The 14,365-nt window shown below is 68.4% G+C and carries 16 protein-coding genes; 14 read left to right on the top strand and 2 right to left on the bottom strand.

All coding sequences use genetic code 11. The features are described from left to right. The first annotated feature begins 98 nt into the window (after positions 1 to 98). The 5 genes from SAVERM_RS25380 (at position 99) to tuf (ending at position 5,279) form a co-directional block, all read left to right on the top strand. A complete protein-coding gene (locus SAVERM_RS25380; RefSeq protein WP_037647931.1) occupies positions 99 to 641 on the top strand; it encodes a DUF1707 and DUF4190 domain-containing protein in 543 nt (180 codons plus the stop codon). 287 nt (positions 642 to 928) lie between these two features. Then, positions 929 to 1,300 carry a 30S ribosomal protein S12 gene (gene rpsL, locus SAVERM_RS25385; RefSeq protein WP_003948652.1) on the top strand — a complete coding sequence of 124 codons (372 nt, stop codon included), beginning with the start codon at positions 929 to 931 and terminating at the stop codon, positions 1,298 to 1,300. A gap of 2 nt (positions 1,301 to 1,302) precedes the next feature. Continuing rightward, a complete protein-coding gene (gene rpsG / locus SAVERM_RS25390; protein WP_003992340.1) occupies positions 1,303 to 1,773 on the top strand; it encodes a 30S ribosomal protein S7 in 471 nt (156 codons plus the stop codon). 39 nt (positions 1,774 to 1,812) lie between these two features. Beyond that, complete coding sequence (gene fusA / locus SAVERM_RS25395) at positions 1,813 to 3,942, top strand: elongation factor G (protein ID WP_010986336.1); 2,130 nt, start codon at positions 1,813 to 1,815, stop codon at positions 3,940 to 3,942. A 143-nt stretch (positions 3,943 to 4,085) separates the two neighbouring features. Then, the gene (gene tuf / locus SAVERM_RS25400; protein ID WP_010986337.1) at positions 4,086 to 5,279 is read left to right on the top strand and encodes an elongation factor Tu; all 1,194 of its coding nucleotides are present in this window, start codon (positions 4,086 to 4,088) and stop codon (positions 5,277 to 5,279) included. 254 nt (positions 5,280 to 5,533) lie between these two features. Here the strand turns inward: tuf and SAVERM_RS25405 are convergent, their stop codons facing one another. Next, on the bottom strand, positions 5,534 to 6,139 hold the full coding sequence (locus SAVERM_RS25405) for an alpha/beta hydrolase (RefSeq protein WP_010986339.1): 606 nt from the start codon (positions 6,137 to 6,139) through the stop codon (positions 5,534 to 5,536). Positions 6,140 to 6,190: 51 nt separating this feature from the next. Between SAVERM_RS25405 and SAVERM_RS25410 the strand changes: the two genes are divergently transcribed. Then, the gene (locus SAVERM_RS25410; RefSeq protein WP_010986340.1) at positions 6,191 to 7,141 is read left to right on the top strand and encodes a LysR family transcriptional regulator; all 951 of its coding nucleotides are present in this window, start codon (positions 6,191 to 6,193) and stop codon (positions 7,139 to 7,141) included. A gap of 8 nt (positions 7,142 to 7,149) precedes the next feature. On the opposite strand, the gene SAVERM_RS25415 is transcribed toward SAVERM_RS25410, so the two are convergent. After that, on the bottom strand, positions 7,150 to 9,264 hold the full coding sequence (locus tag SAVERM_RS25415) for a PIG-L family deacetylase (RefSeq protein WP_010986341.1): 2,115 nt from the start codon (positions 9,262 to 9,264) through the stop codon (positions 7,150 to 7,152). A gap of 653 nt (positions 9,265 to 9,917) precedes the next feature. On the opposite strand from SAVERM_RS25415, the gene rpsJ reads away from it, so the two are divergent. From rpsJ to rpsC, 8 genes are read left to right on the top strand one after another with little or no spacing between them, the layout of a single operon-like run. After that, positions 9,918 to 10,226: a 30S ribosomal protein S10 gene (rpsJ, locus tag SAVERM_RS25420; protein ID WP_003948644.1), complete on the top strand. Its 309-nt coding sequence runs from the start codon at positions 9,918 to 9,920 to the stop codon at positions 10,224 to 10,226. 17 nt (positions 10,227 to 10,243) lie between these two features. Next, positions 10,244 to 10,888: a 50S ribosomal protein L3 gene (gene rplC / locus SAVERM_RS25425; RefSeq protein ID WP_010986342.1), complete on the top strand. Its 645-nt coding sequence runs from the start codon at positions 10,244 to 10,246 to the stop codon at positions 10,886 to 10,888. Between the two features lie 5 nt (positions 10,889 to 10,893). Beyond that, positions 10,894 to 11,559, top strand: coding sequence for a 50S ribosomal protein L4 (gene rplD, locus SAVERM_RS25430; RefSeq protein WP_010986343.1), 666 nt, complete (start codon positions 10,894 to 10,896; stop codon positions 11,557 to 11,559). Beyond that, positions 11,559 to 11,975 (top strand): 50S ribosomal protein L23, encoded by a 417-nt coding sequence (gene rplW / locus SAVERM_RS25435; protein ID WP_010986344.1) that lies wholly within the window; start codon positions 11,559 to 11,561, stop codon positions 11,973 to 11,975. Before rplD ends, rplW begins: the two co-directional genes overlap by 1 nt. A gap of 39 nt (positions 11,976 to 12,014) precedes the next feature. Then, positions 12,015 to 12,851 (top strand): 50S ribosomal protein L2, encoded by an 837-nt coding sequence (rplB, locus tag SAVERM_RS25440; RefSeq protein ID WP_010986345.1) that lies wholly within the window; start codon positions 12,015 to 12,017, stop codon positions 12,849 to 12,851. A gap of 12 nt (positions 12,852 to 12,863) precedes the next feature. Continuing rightward, positions 12,864 to 13,145, top strand: a complete 282-nt coding sequence (rpsS, locus tag SAVERM_RS25445; protein ID WP_010986346.1) for a 30S ribosomal protein S19 — start codon at positions 12,864 to 12,866, stop codon at positions 13,143 to 13,145. 42 nt (positions 13,146 to 13,187) lie between these two features. Further along, the gene (gene rplV / locus SAVERM_RS25450; protein ID WP_003974262.1) at positions 13,188 to 13,535 is read left to right on the top strand and encodes a 50S ribosomal protein L22; all 348 of its coding nucleotides are present in this window, start codon (positions 13,188 to 13,190) and stop codon (positions 13,533 to 13,535) included. Continuing rightward, complete coding sequence (gene rpsC / locus SAVERM_RS25455; RefSeq protein WP_010986347.1) at positions 13,535 to 14,362, top strand: 30S ribosomal protein S3; 828 nt, start codon at positions 13,535 to 13,537, stop codon at positions 14,360 to 14,362. Before rplV ends, rpsC begins: the two co-directional genes overlap by 1 nt. Positions 14,363 to 14,365 lie beyond the last annotated feature (3 nt).

The following is a 14,365-nucleotide window of genomic DNA, read 5'->3' on the forward strand; positions in this document are numbered from 1 at the left end:
GGCTGTGGGGGCCCTGCAGGGACTGGTCGGGAACCTGTGCCGGAAATGCCTCGTTGGAGCATGATGGAGGGATCCAGCCGTCCGGGGGAGGTGTGCCCGTGTCGTACCCGACGCCATGGCAGCCGTGGCAGGGGCAGAACGGTCCGCAGCCGTGGCAGGGGCAAGGCGCGCCGGCGATGCTCGCCTCGCATGCCGACCGTGAGCGTGCCGTGGATGTGCTCCGGGCGGGCTTCGGGGAGGGACGCCTGGAGCAGGCCGAGTTCGAGAAGCGGGTCGCACGGGCGTACGCGGCCCGTACGGTGGGTGAGCTGGCCGTGCTGGTGGGAGACCTCCCGCAGGGCCCCGTACCCCTGTCGGCGGCCTCCGGGCCGGTGCCGCGGACGTTCCTGCCCGCCCCGCCCCCGGCGACGAACGGCAAGGCGGTCGCCGCCATGGTCTGCGGTGTCCTCACCCTGATGACGGCCGGCGTCACGGGCGTCCCCGCCGTGATCCTGGGCCATACGGCGCGCTCCGAGATGCGTCGCACCGGCGAGGGCGGCGAGGGTTTCGCGATGGCCGGTCTCGTGCTGGGCTGGCTGTCGGTCGCGGGCTGGGCCCTGCTCCTGACGGTCCTGATAGCCGCGGCGCTGGCGTCCGGATGAAGATCCCCAAGGGCTCAGGGCCTTGGCATGATCCGCTCAGTGATGCTAGTGCGGTCCATTTGTTTTGACCGCAGCGTATGAGGTAGGTACGCTCAGACCTTGTGCCTGGGGTGTGCCCTGGCTCTCGTGCGTGCCTTCAACCGCACAAGGGGAGCCGTCACCGGCCACCGTAATCTGCGCCCTTTTGCTTCACGGCGAGAGTCTGCAGCATTCGACACACCCGACCGCGTGGGTCGGCAATGTTCCAGGTTAGCTTCACCATTCGGCACACAGAAACCGGAGAAGTAGTGCCTACGATCCAGCAGCTGGTCCGGAAGGGCCGGCAGGACAAGGTCGAGAAGAACAAGACGCCCGCACTTGAGGGTTCTCCTCAGCGTCGGGGCGTCTGCACGCGTGTGTTCACGACCACCCCGAAGAAGCCGAACTCGGCCCTGCGTAAGGTCGCGCGTGTGCGTCTGACCAGCGGGATCGAGGTCACTGCTTACATTCCGGGTGAGGGACACAACCTGCAGGAGCACTCCATCGTGCTCGTGCGCGGCGGCCGTGTGAAGGACCTGCCGGGTGTTCGCTACAAGATCATCCGTGGTTCGCTCGACACCCAGGGTGTCAAGAACCGCAAGCAGGCCCGCAGCCGCTACGGCGCCAAGAAGGAGAAGTAAGAATGCCTCGTAAGGGCCCCGCCCCGAAGCGCCCGGTCATCATCGACCCGGTCTACGGTTCTCCTCTTGTCACGTCGCTCATCAACAAGGTGCTGCTGAACGGCAAGCGCTCCACCGCCGAGCGCATCGTCTACGGCGCCATGGAGGGTCTGCGTGAGAAGACGGGCAACGACCCGATCATCACGCTGAAGCGCGCGCTGGAGAACATCAAGCCGACCCTCGAGGTCAAGTCCCGCCGTGTCGGTGGCGCGACGTACCAGGTTCCGATCGAGGTCAAGCCCGGTCGTGCCAACACGCTCGCCCTGCGCTGGCTCGTCGGTTACTCCCGCGCCCGTCGCGAGAAGACCATGACCGAGCGTCTGCTCAACGAGCTTCTCGACGCCTCCAACGGCCTTGGTGCCGCTGTGAAGAAGCGCGAGGACACCCACAAGATGGCCGAGTCCAACAAGGCCTTCGCGCACTACCGCTGGTAGTCGCAACCCACATCGAGACCGAGAGAAGACTGAAGCCTTATGGCTACCACTTCACTTGACCTGGCCAAGGTCCGCAACATCGGGATCATGGCCCACATCGACGCGGGTAAGACGACCACCACCGAGCGGATCCTCTTCTACACCGGCGTCAGCTACAAGATCGGTGAGGTCCACGACGGCGCTGCCACCATGGACTGGATGGAGCAGGAGCAGGAGCGTGGCATCACGATCACCTCTGCTGCCACCACCTGTCACTGGCCGCTCGAGGACAACGACTACACGATCAACATCATCGACACCCCGGGGCACGTCGACTTCACGGTCGAGGTGGAGCGCTCGCTGCGCGTCCTCGACGGTGCCGTCACGGTGTTCGACGGTGTCGCCGGTGTTGAGCCGCAGTCCGAGACGGTGTGGCGTCAGGCCGACCGTTACGGCGTGCCGCGCATCTGCTTCGTGAACAAGCTGGACCGTACCGGCGCCGAGTTCCACCGCTGTGTGGACATGATCAAGGACCGGCTCGGTGCCGTTCCGATCATCATGCAGCTGCCGATCGGTGCCGAGATGGACTTCAAGGGCGTTGTGGACCTGGTCCGCATGAAGGCGCTCGTGTGGTCCGCCGAGGCGGCGAAGGGCGAGATGTACGACGTCGTCGACATCCCCGCCACGCACGCCGAGGCTGCCGAGGAGTACCGCGGCAAGCTGGTCGAGACCGTCGCGGAGAACGACGACGAGATCATGGAGCTGTTCCTGGAGGGCCAGGAGCCCACCGAGGAGCAGCTGTACGCCGCGATCCGTCGCATCACCATCGCGTCCGGCAAGGGTGACGGCGTCACGGTCACCCCGGTGTTCTGTGGCACCGCGTTCAAGAACAAGGGCGTTCAGCCCCTGCTCGACGCGGTCGTGCGCTACCTCCCGACCCCGCTTGACGTCGAGGCCATCGAGGGCCACGACGTCAAGGACCCCGAGGTCGTGGTCAAGCGCAAGCCGTCCGAGGACGAGCCGCTGTCCGCCCTCGCGTTCAAGATCATGAGCGACCCGCACCTCGGCAAGCTCACCTTCGTCCGGGTCTACTCGGGCCGCCTGGAGTCCGGCACTGCCGTGCTGAACTCCGTCAAGGGCAAGAAGGAGCGCATCGGCAAGATCTACCGCATGCACGCGAACAAGCGTGAGGAGATCGAGGCGGTGGGCGCCGGCGACATCGTCGCCGTGATGGGCCTGAAGCAGACCACCACGGGTGAGACGCTTTCGGACGACAAGAACCCGGTCATCCTGGAGTCCATGGACTTCCCGGCGCCGGTCATTCAGGTCGCCATCGAGCCCAAGTCCAAGGGTGACCAGGAGAAGCTGGGTGTCGCCATCCAGCGTCTCGCGGAGGAGGACCCCTCCTTCCAGGTTCACTCGGACGAGGAGACCGGCCAGACCATCATCGGTGGTATGGGCGAGCTGCACCTCGAGGTGCTGGTCGACCGTATGCGCCGTGAGTTCAAGGTCGAGGCCAACGTCGGTAAGCCGCAGGTCGCCTACCGTGAGACGATCCGCAAGACCGTCGAGCGCGTGGACTACACCCACAAGAAGCAGACCGGTGGTACCGGTCAGTTCGCCAAGGTGCAGATCGCGATCGAGCCCATCACCGAGACCGATGGTCCGGCGTACGAGTTCGTGAACAAGGTCACCGGTGGCCGTATCCCGCGGGAGTACATCCCGTCGGTGGACGCCGGTGCGCAGGAGGCCATGCAGTTCGGCATCCTCGCGGGCTACGAGATGACGGGCGTCCGCGTCACGCTTCTCGACGGTGCCTACCACGAGGTCGACTCCTCCGAGCTCGCGTTCAAGATCGCCGGTTCGCAGGCCTTCAAGGAGGCCGCGCGTAAGGCCAGCCCCGTGCTGCTCGAGCCGATGATGGCCGTCGAGGTCACCACGCCCGAGGAGTCGATGGGTGATGTCATCGGCGACCTCAACTCCCGCCGTGGCCAGATCCAGGCCATGGAGGAGCGCAGCGGCGCCCGCGTCGTGAAGGGCCTCGTGCCCCTCTCGGAGATGTTCGGCTACGTCGGCGACCTCCGCAGCAAGACCTCGGGTCGCGCAAGCTACTCGATGCAGTTCGACTCCTACGCCGAGGTTCCCCGGAACGTCGCCGAGGAGATCATCGCGAAGGCCAAGGGCGAGTAACACACCCCGTTTACACGCTTTAGGCTTGACACCGACCGCCGGGGCTCACCCGGCAGGGGAAAACCCCGGCGGGCGGCATCCCAGCAAAGATCACCTGGCGCCGATGAGTAAGGCGTACCAGAACCACTCCACAGGAGGACCCAGTGGCGAAGGCGAAGTTCGAGCGGACTAAGCCGCACGTCAACATCGGCACCATCGGTCACATTGACCACGGTAAGACGACCCTCACGGCCGCCATTACCAAGGTGCTGCACGACGCGTACCCCGACCTGAACGAGGCCTCGGCCTTCGACCAGATCGACAAGGCTCCTGAGGAGCGCCAGCGCGGTATCACGATCTCCATCGCGCACGTCGAGTACCAGACGGAGACGCGTCACTACGCCCACGTCGACTGCCCCGGTCACGCGGACTACATCAAGAACATGATCACGGGTGCGGCGCAGATGGACGGCGCCATCCTCGTGGTCGCGGCCACCGACGGCCCGATGCCGCAGACCAAGGAGCACGTGCTCCTGGCCCGCCAGGTCGGCGTCCCCTACATCGTTGTCGCCCTGAACAAGGCCGACATGGTGGACGACGAGGAGATCCTGGAGCTCGTCGAGCTCGAGGTTCGTGAGCTGCTCTCCGAGTACGAGTTCCCGGGCGACGACCTTCCGGTCGTCAAGGTCTCGGCGCTCAAGGCCCTTGAGGGCGACAAGGAGTGGGGCCAGTCCGTCCTCGACCTGATGAAGGCCGTCGACGAGAACATCCCGCAGCCCGAGCGTGACGTCGACAAGCCGTTCCTGATGCCGATCGAGGACGTCTTCACGATCACCGGTCGTGGCACGGTCGTCACCGGTCGTATCGAGCGTGGTGTCCTCAAGGTCAACGAGACCGTCGACATCGTCGGTATCAAGACCGAGAAGACCACCACCACGGTCACCGGCATCGAGATGTTCCGCAAGCTGCTCGACGAGGGCCAGGCCGGTGAGAACGTCGGTCTGCTCCTCCGTGGCATCAAGCGCGAGGACGTCGAGCGCGGCCAGGTCATCATCAAGCCCGGTTCGGTCACGCCGCACACCGAGTTCGAGGCCCAGGCCTACATCCTGTCCAAGGACGAGGGTGGCCGCCACACGCCGTTCTTCAACAACTACCGTCCGCAGTTCTACTTCCGTACGACTGACGTGACCGGTGTTGTGACCCTCCCCGAGGGCACGGAGATGGTCATGCCCGGCGACAACACTGAGATGACCGTTGAGCTCATCCAGCCCGTCGCCATGGAGGAGGGCCTGAAGTTCGCCATCCGTGAGGGTGGCCGGACCGTGGGCGCCGGCCAGGTCACCAAGATCAACAAGTAGTTCTTGTCGGTCTGACCTGGTAGCTCCTCGCGAGCTCATTGATAGGGGTCCGTAATGATTTCGGTCGTACGGGCCCCTTTGCCGTGTCCGACATGACGACGCCGGCCGACGACGCGACGTGCCGGGCGACGACCGGGCGCGAGTTCAGCTCGGTGACCGCGGAGAACGTCATGAAGTGGGAGGTGACTACAGCGTGGAGGGCGTGAACGCGAAATCCACCGCGTACCACGAGCTCGCGCGCACCCTGCGGGCGGTCAGCGGGGCGTGACGGGCGTGCTGTTCGACGGGTCGAGGCACCAGTCGAGGAGCGAGGGCCAGGAGCCGTAGCCCGCGTCCAGGTCGAGGTGGGCCTCGCCGGGCAGGACGTCGACGGGCAGGCCGAGGGGTTCGGCGTACACGGCCGCGGCGCCGTCCGGGCAGTAGGGGTCGTTGTCGGCGGCGACGAGACGGGTGTACGTGGCCGCGGCGGCGAGGTGCGCGGGCGTCACGGGAGGGGGAGCGAAGGCCGCGACCTCCGCGTACCCCTTGAGCACGCTGCCGGACGGCGGGGCGACGAGCAGCACCCGGTCCACGGGGGCGGGGACGAGACCGCGGGCGGCCGCGTGCAGCCACAGCAGGCAGGCGAGGCTGTGGCAGACGACGGTGCGGGGCCGCGAGGCGGTGAGGTGGGTGCGGAGTTCGCCCAGCCAGGTGTCCAGGTCGGGGTCGTCGGGCTCGGGGAGCTGGGGGTGGGTGACCGCGTGGCCCCGGGCGGTGAGGCGGTCGGCGAGCCAGCTCTGCCAGTGGGCGGCGGGGCGGCGGTTCTGCCAGCCGTGGAGGAGCAGGAAGCCGTGCTCGCCGGTGATCGGGGGTGTGCTCATGGCCTCGATGATGGGCCGGAGCGATCATGCAGGTCCAGTTAATGTCTCTGGATGGAACCGGTAAGGAACTCCTTCACGGTCGATCTGCGACGGCTCGGTGTGCTGCGGGAACTGGAGCGGCGCGGGAGCCTGGCCCGTACCGCCGAGGCGCTGCATCTGACGCCCTCCGCCGTGTCGCAGCAGCTGGCGGCGCTGGCCCGGGAGGTGGGGGTCCCGCTGATCGTCAGGCAGGGGCGCGGGGCGCGGCTGACCGGGCAGGCGCGGGTGCTGCTGGAGCACGCCGAGGTGATGGCCGCGCAGTGGGAGCGGGCCCGTGCCGATCTCGCCGCGTGGGAGGAGGGGCGCCGTGGGGCGGTGACGGTCGGGGCGTTCTCCAGCGCCGTCAGCGGGCTGCTGCCAAACGCGCTGGGCCGGTTGGCCGAGCATCATCCGCGGGTGCGGGTCGCGGTGGTCGAGGCCGAACCCCCGGACCTGTTCACCCGGCTCGACGCCGGCGAGGTCGACATCGCGGTGGCGGTGGACTTCGCGGCCGCGCCGCCCCACACGGACCGCCGCTACGCGCGCACCGACCTGTCGACCGACGTCCTGGACCTGGCGCTGCCCCGGGACCACCCCTGTGCGGGCCGGCCGGAGGTGGGGCTGCGGGAGCTGGCGGGCGACGCCTGGATCGTCGGGGACGCCCGCAGCTGCTGCGGGGCGATCACCAGGTCGGTGTGCGCGGCGAACGGCTTCACGCCGGACATCCGGCACGCCGTCAACGACTGGCAGTCGCTCGCCGCGCTCGTCGAGGCGGGTCTGGGTGTCGCGCTGGTCCCGCGCCTCGCGCAGCCACTGCACCGGCCGGGTCTGGTCCTGCGCACCCCGGCCGGGCCGTCGCCCACGCGGCACGTCTTCGCGGCGGTACGGGCGGGATCGGACGACGATCCGGTGCTGACTGCGGTACTGGCGAGCCTGCGGGCGGCGGCAGCGGCGGCAGCGGCGGGCCAAGCCGACAGGCCCTAGGGGGCGGCTCAGACCTTCTGAGCGGAGGATCCGGCGCCCGTGCCCGTGCCCGAGCGGCGGGCCCGCCACAGCCAGGGCCGGGCGTCCGGGGACAGGCCCGCCGCGGCCGGGCCGCGGCGGGTGAGGCGGAGGGCGGGGCCGTCCAGGGTGGTCCGCGCCGGCACCGCCCGGGTGGCCCGGCCGTCGTGCAGGAGCCGGAGCGCGCCGTCGACGCCGCGGCCGAGGAGGTAGGAGCCGGCGGCACTCACCGGACCGTAGCCGGGGAAGACGACGGTGGGACCGTCCGTGGCTATCAGGGACGTCGAGGCGGGCGGCCGGTAGTAGAGGCGGTCGCCGGACACGGCTATCGCGTCGGCCGGCGCGGGCAGGGACCCGGTCCCCGAGGTGCCGGGCGTCACCGGCCCGTCCGGGGTCCACTGGTGGACGGTGTCGCGCCCGGGCGCGTACACACGCACCTCGCCGTCCGAGCCGACGACGGCGGTCAGCCCGTCCTGTATCTGCCCGCCGCCGAGGTCCCGCCACGGCGACCAGCGGCCGTCCCGCCCGCGCACCCGCGTGCTGACGCCGTGATCGGCGTTGCGTACGAAGAGGTGGACGCGTCCGTCGCGGCCGGTGACGGCGACGGGTGTCCCGATACGACGACCGCGGTCGTCGTCGCCTTCGGGGTTCCCGAGCCCGGTCCACGCCCGGAAACCGCCGCCCCGGGCGGCCTGTTCGAGCAGCACGATCTCGCGGACGTCCGGCCCGCCCCGCCCCTCGACAGCGGCCAGCCGCAGCCCGAACAGGAGCTGCCGTCCGTCGTCGAGGGCGGCGGCACCGAGCACGGGCGCGAGCGGCCCGCCGCCCAGGTCGACGGCGTCGCCGAAGGTGCCCTCGGGGGTCTCGCGCCAGCGCACCGCGCGCATCCCGAGCACGCCGTACGCGGTCAGCCGGCCGTCCGCCTCCTCGGCCAGCGCGAGCCGCGGGCCGGGATAGCGGTAGTGGGTGGAGCGCACCCAGCCCTTGCGGTTGCGCAGCGGCCGCTCGCCGCCCACGTTGTAGTCACCGCAGCCGGCCGGGTTCCCGCACTCCCAGTGCGGGGCGGCGCCGTAGGGGACCAGGTGGGCGGCCTTGGGGCGCAGGACGGCCGGGGGGAGGTTGTCGGGCCAGTGGTGGTTGTAGTAGCCGCGGAAGGCGACGGTGGCGAACGGCGGCGGGCCGCCGGCGGAGGTCCGGGCCCAGCGGGCCATCGCGGCCCAGGTGAAGGAGGCGACGGCGGTGTGGTCGGCGTGGTCGGAGTAGCCGGGCTGCTCGCTGTCGTGGATCCGGGTGACGGGGTCGCTGTGCTGGATGTCCGGGTCGGGGTCGAGCGTGTGCACGAGCGTGGGGCGGTACCGCTCGAAGAGGCCGACGAGGACGTCGAGGAGGCCGTCGTGGTCGTACGACTGGACCGTGCTCAGCGGTGAACCGTCGGCGACGACCGTGCCGAGCGCGAGGCCCCGCTCCCGCCAGAGCGCCGGTACGCCCATGTGCCCGAAGGGCGTGTGCATGGCCAGGTTGAGATGGACCAGGTCGACGCGACGCCCTTCGTTCTCAAGGGAGTTGACCTCGGCGAGGTGCCCGCCGGGCAGTGCGGCGACGGACTTGTTCCACGGGGTGAAGAGGGGGAGCCCGAGCTGTGCGGCATAGCTCTGCCGCAGGCCTTGGTGGCGCGCTGAGGAGTAGGCGGCCTTGTCGGCGGGCGGATGCGGCTGCCCGGGGATCTTGTTGACGCCGTCGGCCTCACCGGCGGTGACGTACACGCAGACGAGGGGGACGCCCGCGGCGACGGCGTACTGGGTGTCCGGGTTCATGAAGTACAGGTCGTCGTCGGGGTGCGCGAGGACCTGCATGAGCAGGGCGTGCCGGCCCTGGACGGCGGGCTTTCCGGAGGCGGGGGAGGGCGCGGCGGTGGCTGCCCCGGAGGACCGCGAGGGCCCGCACCCGACCGCCGCGGCAACCGCGGCGACGGCACCGCCGAGCAGTACGGCACGCCGAGTCGTCCTGCGCAGGGGGCCGGGCGGCCCTGGCTCGGTGTCGGCCGTCCCGCCCTTGGGGTCGGTCGTCCTGTGTATGGGGTGGCCCGGGACAGCCCTGAATCGCACGCCGTACTCCGTCCGCTGTTCGCAGCGGTCGGGGGCGCTGCTGTGCTCACTCGTTCCGGTTTTTCACCTGAGGAGAGGGTCGTCAGCGATGTCGGGTTCCATGCACGGACATGTTCTGTTCACCCGGAAGGGGGCTGCCGGGATGAGCACATGTGCTCACGTTCCCGGCCGGCCGGTGGCACCGGGGTCGGACGCGTGTGCCCCGGGCGGATCGGTGTGCGACCCTTGCTGAGTGCCCGGGGTTTGACCTGCGTCACCCTCGGGGTACGATCCTCGGCCCGATTGGCCAGGCCCGTGCCCCGTATGGCAGACTGTCGGAGTTGCTCGGTCGAGTGCCGATGCTGTGCGCCTCCCGCCGGGAGGACTGGAAGCGAGTCCCACAGTACTCGTCGCCCGATCTGTCGAAAGGCAGCGCTGGGGCGGACGTACGGGAATCTTCCGGGAAGTTTCAGCGGGGTGCCGACCAGGCGCCCGGTGGGTGTTGTGCCCCCGGTCCTGCGGTTTTTTTCGGGCCGTGTCCCTCGGTAGGGAAATCCATATCGGATATCTCTGTCAGCAAGAGCGCGACACACCCGACCGCGTGGGTCGGAGGTCAGGACGCGAACCCCCGGGCTCCAGAGCGTTTTATCGAGACGAAGGACTACTGAGTAGCCATGGCGGGACAGAAGATCCGCATCCGGCTCAAGGCCTACGACCACGAGGTCATCGATTCCTCGGCGAAGAAGATCGTCGAGACGGTGACGCGTACTGGTGCGTCGGTCGCGGGCCCGGTGCCGCTGCCCACTGAGAAGAACGTGTACTGCGTCATCAAGTCGCCGCACAAGTACAAGGACTCGCGCGAGCACTTCGAGATGCGCACGCACAAGCGCCTGATCGACATCCTCGACCCGACCCCCAAGACCGTTGACTCTCTGATGCGACTCGACCTCCCGGCCGGTGTCGACATCGAGATCAAGCTCTGAAGGCCGGTGATCTGAAGATGGCTAAGCAGATCAAGGGCATCCTGGGCGAGAAGCTCGGCATGACGCAGGTGTGGGACGAGAACAACCGTGTTGTTCCGGTCACCGTCGTCAAGGCCGGTCCGAACGTCGTGACCCAGGTCCGTACGAATGACTCCGACGGCTACGAGTCGGTCCAGATCGCCTTCGGCGAGATCGACCCGCGCAAGGTGAACAAGCCCCTCAAGGGCCACTTCGCCAAGGCCGACGTCACCCCCCGCCGCCACCTCGTCGAGATCCGTACCGCTGACGCCAGCGAGTACACCCTCGGCCAGGAGATCACCGCCGAGACCTTCGAGGCCGGCGTCAAGGTGGACGTGACCGGCAAGAGCAAGGGCAAGGGCTTCGCCGGTGTCATGAAGCGTCACAACTTCAAGGGCCTCGGCGCCGGTCACGGCACCCAGCGCAAGCACCGCTCTCCCGGCTCCATCGGTGGCTGCGCCACCCCGGGCCGTGTGTTCAAGGGCCTCCGCATGGCGGGTCGCATGGGCAACGAGCGGGTCACCACCCAGAACCTGACCGTTCACGCCGTTGACGCGGAGAAGGGCCTGCTCCTCATCAAGGGCGCGGTTCCTGGTCCGAACGGCGGCCTCGTCCTGGTCCGCACTGCGGCCAAGGGGGCCTGAGGACTATGAGCACCATTGACATTCTGTCGCCCTCCGGCGACAACGCCGGGACCGTTGAGCTCCCGGCCGAGATCTTCGACGTAGAGAAGATCAGCATCCCGCTGCTTCACCAGGTCGTCGTTGCGCAGCTGGCCGCTGCCCGTCAGGGCACGCACAAGGTCAAGCGTCGTGGCGAGGTCCGCGGTGGTGGTAAGAAGCCTTACCGCCAGAAGGGCACCGGCCGCGCGCGCCAGGGTTCGACCCGTGCGCCGCAGTTCGCCGGCGGTGGCGTCGTCCACGGCCCCACGCCGCGTGACTACTCGCAGCGGACCCCGAAGAAGATGAAGGCCGCGGCCCTGCGCCACGCCCTCACCGACCGGGCCCGCAACGCTCGCATCCACGTCATCACCGGCGTGATCGAGGGCGAGACCCCCTCCACCAAGGCCGCGAAGAGCTTCCTCGGCAAGGTCAGCGAGCGCAAGAACGTGCTCCTGGTCATCGAGCGCTCCGACGAGGCCGCGCTGCTTTCCGCGCGCAACCTGCCCCAGGTCCACATCCTGGAGCCGGGCCAGCTGAACACGTACGACGTTCTCGTCTCGGACGACGTGGTCTTCACCCAGGCCGCTTTCGAGTCCTTCGTGTCTGGCGCGCCGCAGTCGTCGGCTGCTGACACCGAAGGGAGCGAAGCCTGATGGCTACGCGTCACCCGAGCATTGCCTCGAAGGCCGCCAAGGCCGCCAAGGCCGCGCGCGTCGCCAAGGCGAAGCGCCACGAGGCCGAAGGCAAGAACACCGTCGAGACGCCGCTGAGCAAGAGCTTCACGGACCCCCGTGACGTCCTCGTCAAGCCGGTCGTCTCCGAGAAGAGTTACGCGCTCCTCGACGAGGGCAAGTACACCTTCATCGTCGCGCCTGGCGCCAACAAGACCCAGATCAAGCAGGCCGTCCAGGCGGTCTTCTCGGTCAAGGTCACCGGGGTCAACACGATCAACCGCCAGGGCAAGCGCAAGCGCACCAAGAGCGGTTTCGGTAAGCGCGCTGACACCAAGCGCGCGATCGTGACCCTCGCTGAGGGCGACCGTATCGACATCTTCGGCCAGGCCTCCTAACGGAGCGCCCTGGTCCGAATATCGGACGAGGACTGAGAAATGGGAATCCGCAAGTACAAGCCGACTACGCCGGGCCGTCGTGGCTCCAGCGTCGCCGACTTCGTCGAGGTCACGCGGTCCACGCCGGAGAAGTCGCTGGTCCGCCCGCTGCACAGCAAGGGCGGCCGTAACAACGCCGGTCGTGTGACCGTTCGCCACCAGGGTGGCGGACACAAGCGCGCCTACCGAGTGATCGACTTCCGTCGTCACGACAAGGACGGCGTGCCGGCGAAGGTCGCGCACATCGAGTACGACCCCAACCGCACCGCGCGCATCGCGCTGCTGCACTACGCCGACGGCGAGAAGCGCTACATCCTCGCCCCGCGCAACCTGCAGCAGGGTGACCGCGTCGAGAACGGTCCTGGGGCCGACATCAAGCCGGGCAACAACCTGGCGCTCCGCAACATCCCGGTCGGTACCACGGTCCACGCGATCGAGCTCCGCCCCGGTGGCGGTGCCAAGTTCGCCCGCTCCGCAGGTGCCTCCGTGCAGCTGCTGGCGCGTGAGGGTGCCATGGCGACGCTCCGTATGCCGTCCGGCGAGATCCGCATGGTGGACGCGCGCTGCCGCGCCACCGTCGGTGAGGTCGGCAACGCCGAGCAGTCGAACATCAACTGGGGCAAGGCCGGCCGTAAGCGCTGGCTGGGCGTCCGCCCGACCGTTCGCGGTGTGGCGATGAACCCGGTTGACCACCCGCACGGTGGTGGTGAGGGCAAGACCTCCGGTGGTCGCCACCCGGTCTCCCCGTGGGGTCAGAAGGAGGGTCGTACTCGCTCGCCGAAGAAGGCTTCGAGCAAGTACATCGTCCGCCGCCGCAAGACGAACAAGAAGCGCTAGGAGCGGGTTTAGATGCCGCGCAGTCTCAAGAAGGGGCCCTTCGTCGACGACCACCTGATCAAGAAGGTGGACGCCCAGAACGAAGCTGGTTCCAAGAACGTCATCAAGACCTGGTCCCGTCGCTCGATGATCATCCCGGCCATGCTCGGCCACACGATCGCGGTGCACAACGGCAAGACCCACATTCCGGTGTTTGTCACCGAGTCGATGGTCGGCCACAAGCTCGGCGAGTTCTCGCCGACGCGCACCTTCCGGGGTCACGTGAAGGACGACCGGAAGTCGAAGCGCCGCTAACAGCGGGGTGGATTGACCATGACAGACACTGGAAGGACAACCATGGAAGCCAGGGCCCAGGCGCGGTACATCCGCGTCACGCCCATGAAGGCCCGCCGCGTGGTGGACCTTATCCGTGGCATGGATGCCACGGAGGCTCAGGCGGTCCTGCGTTTCGCCCCGCAGGCCGCGAGCGTGCCGGTCGGCAAGGTGCTTGACAGCGCCATTGCCAACGCCGCGCACAACTACGACCACACCGACGCCGACAGCCTCTTCATCTCCGAGGCGTACGTCGACGAGGGTCCGACCCTGAAGCGGTTCCGGCCGCGCGCCCAGGGCCGTGCCTACCGGATCCGCAAGCGGACCAGCCACATCACTGTGGTCGTCAGCAGCAAGGAAGGAACCCGGTAATGGGCCAGAAGGTTAACCCGCATGGGTTCCGGCTCGGCATCACCACGGACTTCAAGTCCCGTTGGTACGCCGACAAGCTGTACAAGGACTACGTCAAGGAAGACGTCGCCATCCGTCGGATGATGACGTCCGGCATGGAGCGCGCCGGCATCTCGAAGGTTGAGATCGAGCGCACCCGTGACCGCGTGCGGGTGGACATCCACACCGCGCGTCCCGGCATCGTCATCGGCCGCCGTGGCGCCGAGGCCGACCGCATCCGCGGTGACCTCGAGAAGCTCACGGGCAAGCAGGTCCAGCTGAACATCCTCGAGGTCAAGAACCCCGAGACCGACGCTCAGCTGGTTGCTCAGGCCGTTGCCGAGCAGCTGTCCTCCCGCGTCTCCTTCCGCCGTGCCATGCGTAAGAGCATGCAGTCGGCGATGAAGGCGGGCGCCAAGGGCATCAAGATCCAGTGTGGTGGCCGTCTCGGCGGCGCCGAGATGTCCCGCTCGGAGTTCTACCGCGAGGGTCGTGTGCCCCTGCACACGCTTCGTGCGAACGTCGACTACGGCTTCTTCGAGGCCAAGACGACCTTCGGCCGCATCGGTGTGAAGGTCTGGATCTACAAGGGCGACGTCAAGAACATCGCCGAGGTCCGCGCCGAGAACGCCGCTGCCCGCGCCGGCAACCGCCCGGCCCGTGGTGGCGCTGACCGCCCGGCCCGTGGTGGCCGCGGTGGCGAGCGTGGCGGTCGCGGTCGTAAGCCGCAGCAGGCTCCCGCTGCCGAGGCCCCCAAGGCCGAGGCTCCGGCTGCCGCTCCGGCTGAGAGCACCGGAACGGAGGCCTGACCG

It is taken from the genome of Streptomyces avermitilis MA-4680 = NBRC 14893, from assembly GCF_000009765.2.
In the GTDB taxonomy this organism is placed as follows: Bacteria; Actinomycetota; Actinomycetes; order Streptomycetales; family Streptomycetaceae; genus Streptomyces; species Streptomyces avermitilis.

Excerpts from the sequence above, each read along its gene's own strand:
- rpsJ (WP_003948644.1), top strand. The coding sequence starts at position 9,918 with ATGGCGGGACAGAAGATCCGCATCCGGCTCAAGGCCTACGACCACGAG.
- SAVERM_RS25410 (WP_010986340.1), top strand. The coding sequence starts at position 6,191 with ATGGAACCGGTAAGGAACTCCTTCACGGTCGATCTGCGACGGCTCGGT.
- rplB (WP_010986345.1), top strand. The coding sequence starts at position 12,015 with ATGGGAATCCGCAAGTACAAGCCGACTACGCCGGGCCGTCGTGGCTCC.
- rplC (WP_010986342.1), top strand. The coding sequence starts at position 10,244 with ATGGCTAAGCAGATCAAGGGCATCCTGGGCGAGAAGCTCGGCATGACG.
- rpsS (WP_010986346.1), top strand. The coding sequence starts at position 12,864 with ATGCCGCGCAGTCTCAAGAAGGGGCCCTTCGTCGACGACCACCTGATC.
- SAVERM_RS25405 (WP_010986339.1), bottom strand. The coding sequence starts at position 6,139 with ATGAGCACACCCCCGATCACCGGCGAGCACGGCTTCCTGCTCCTCCAC.
- rplV (WP_003974262.1), top strand. The coding sequence starts at position 13,188 with ATGGAAGCCAGGGCCCAGGCGCGGTACATCCGCGTCACGCCCATGAAG.
- rpsC (WP_010986347.1), top strand. The coding sequence starts at position 13,535 with ATGGGCCAGAAGGTTAACCCGCATGGGTTCCGGCTCGGCATCACCACG.
- rplW (WP_010986344.1), top strand. The coding sequence starts at position 11,559 with ATGGCTACGCGTCACCCGAGCATTGCCTCGAAGGCCGCCAAGGCCGCC.
- fusA (WP_010986336.1), top strand. The coding sequence starts at position 1,813 with ATGGCTACCACTTCACTTGACCTGGCCAAGGTCCGCAACATCGGGATC.
- rpsG (WP_003992340.1), top strand. The coding sequence starts at position 1,303 with ATGCCTCGTAAGGGCCCCGCCCCGAAGCGCCCGGTCATCATCGACCCG.
- rplD (WP_010986343.1), top strand. The coding sequence starts at position 10,894 with ATGAGCACCATTGACATTCTGTCGCCCTCCGGCGACAACGCCGGGACC.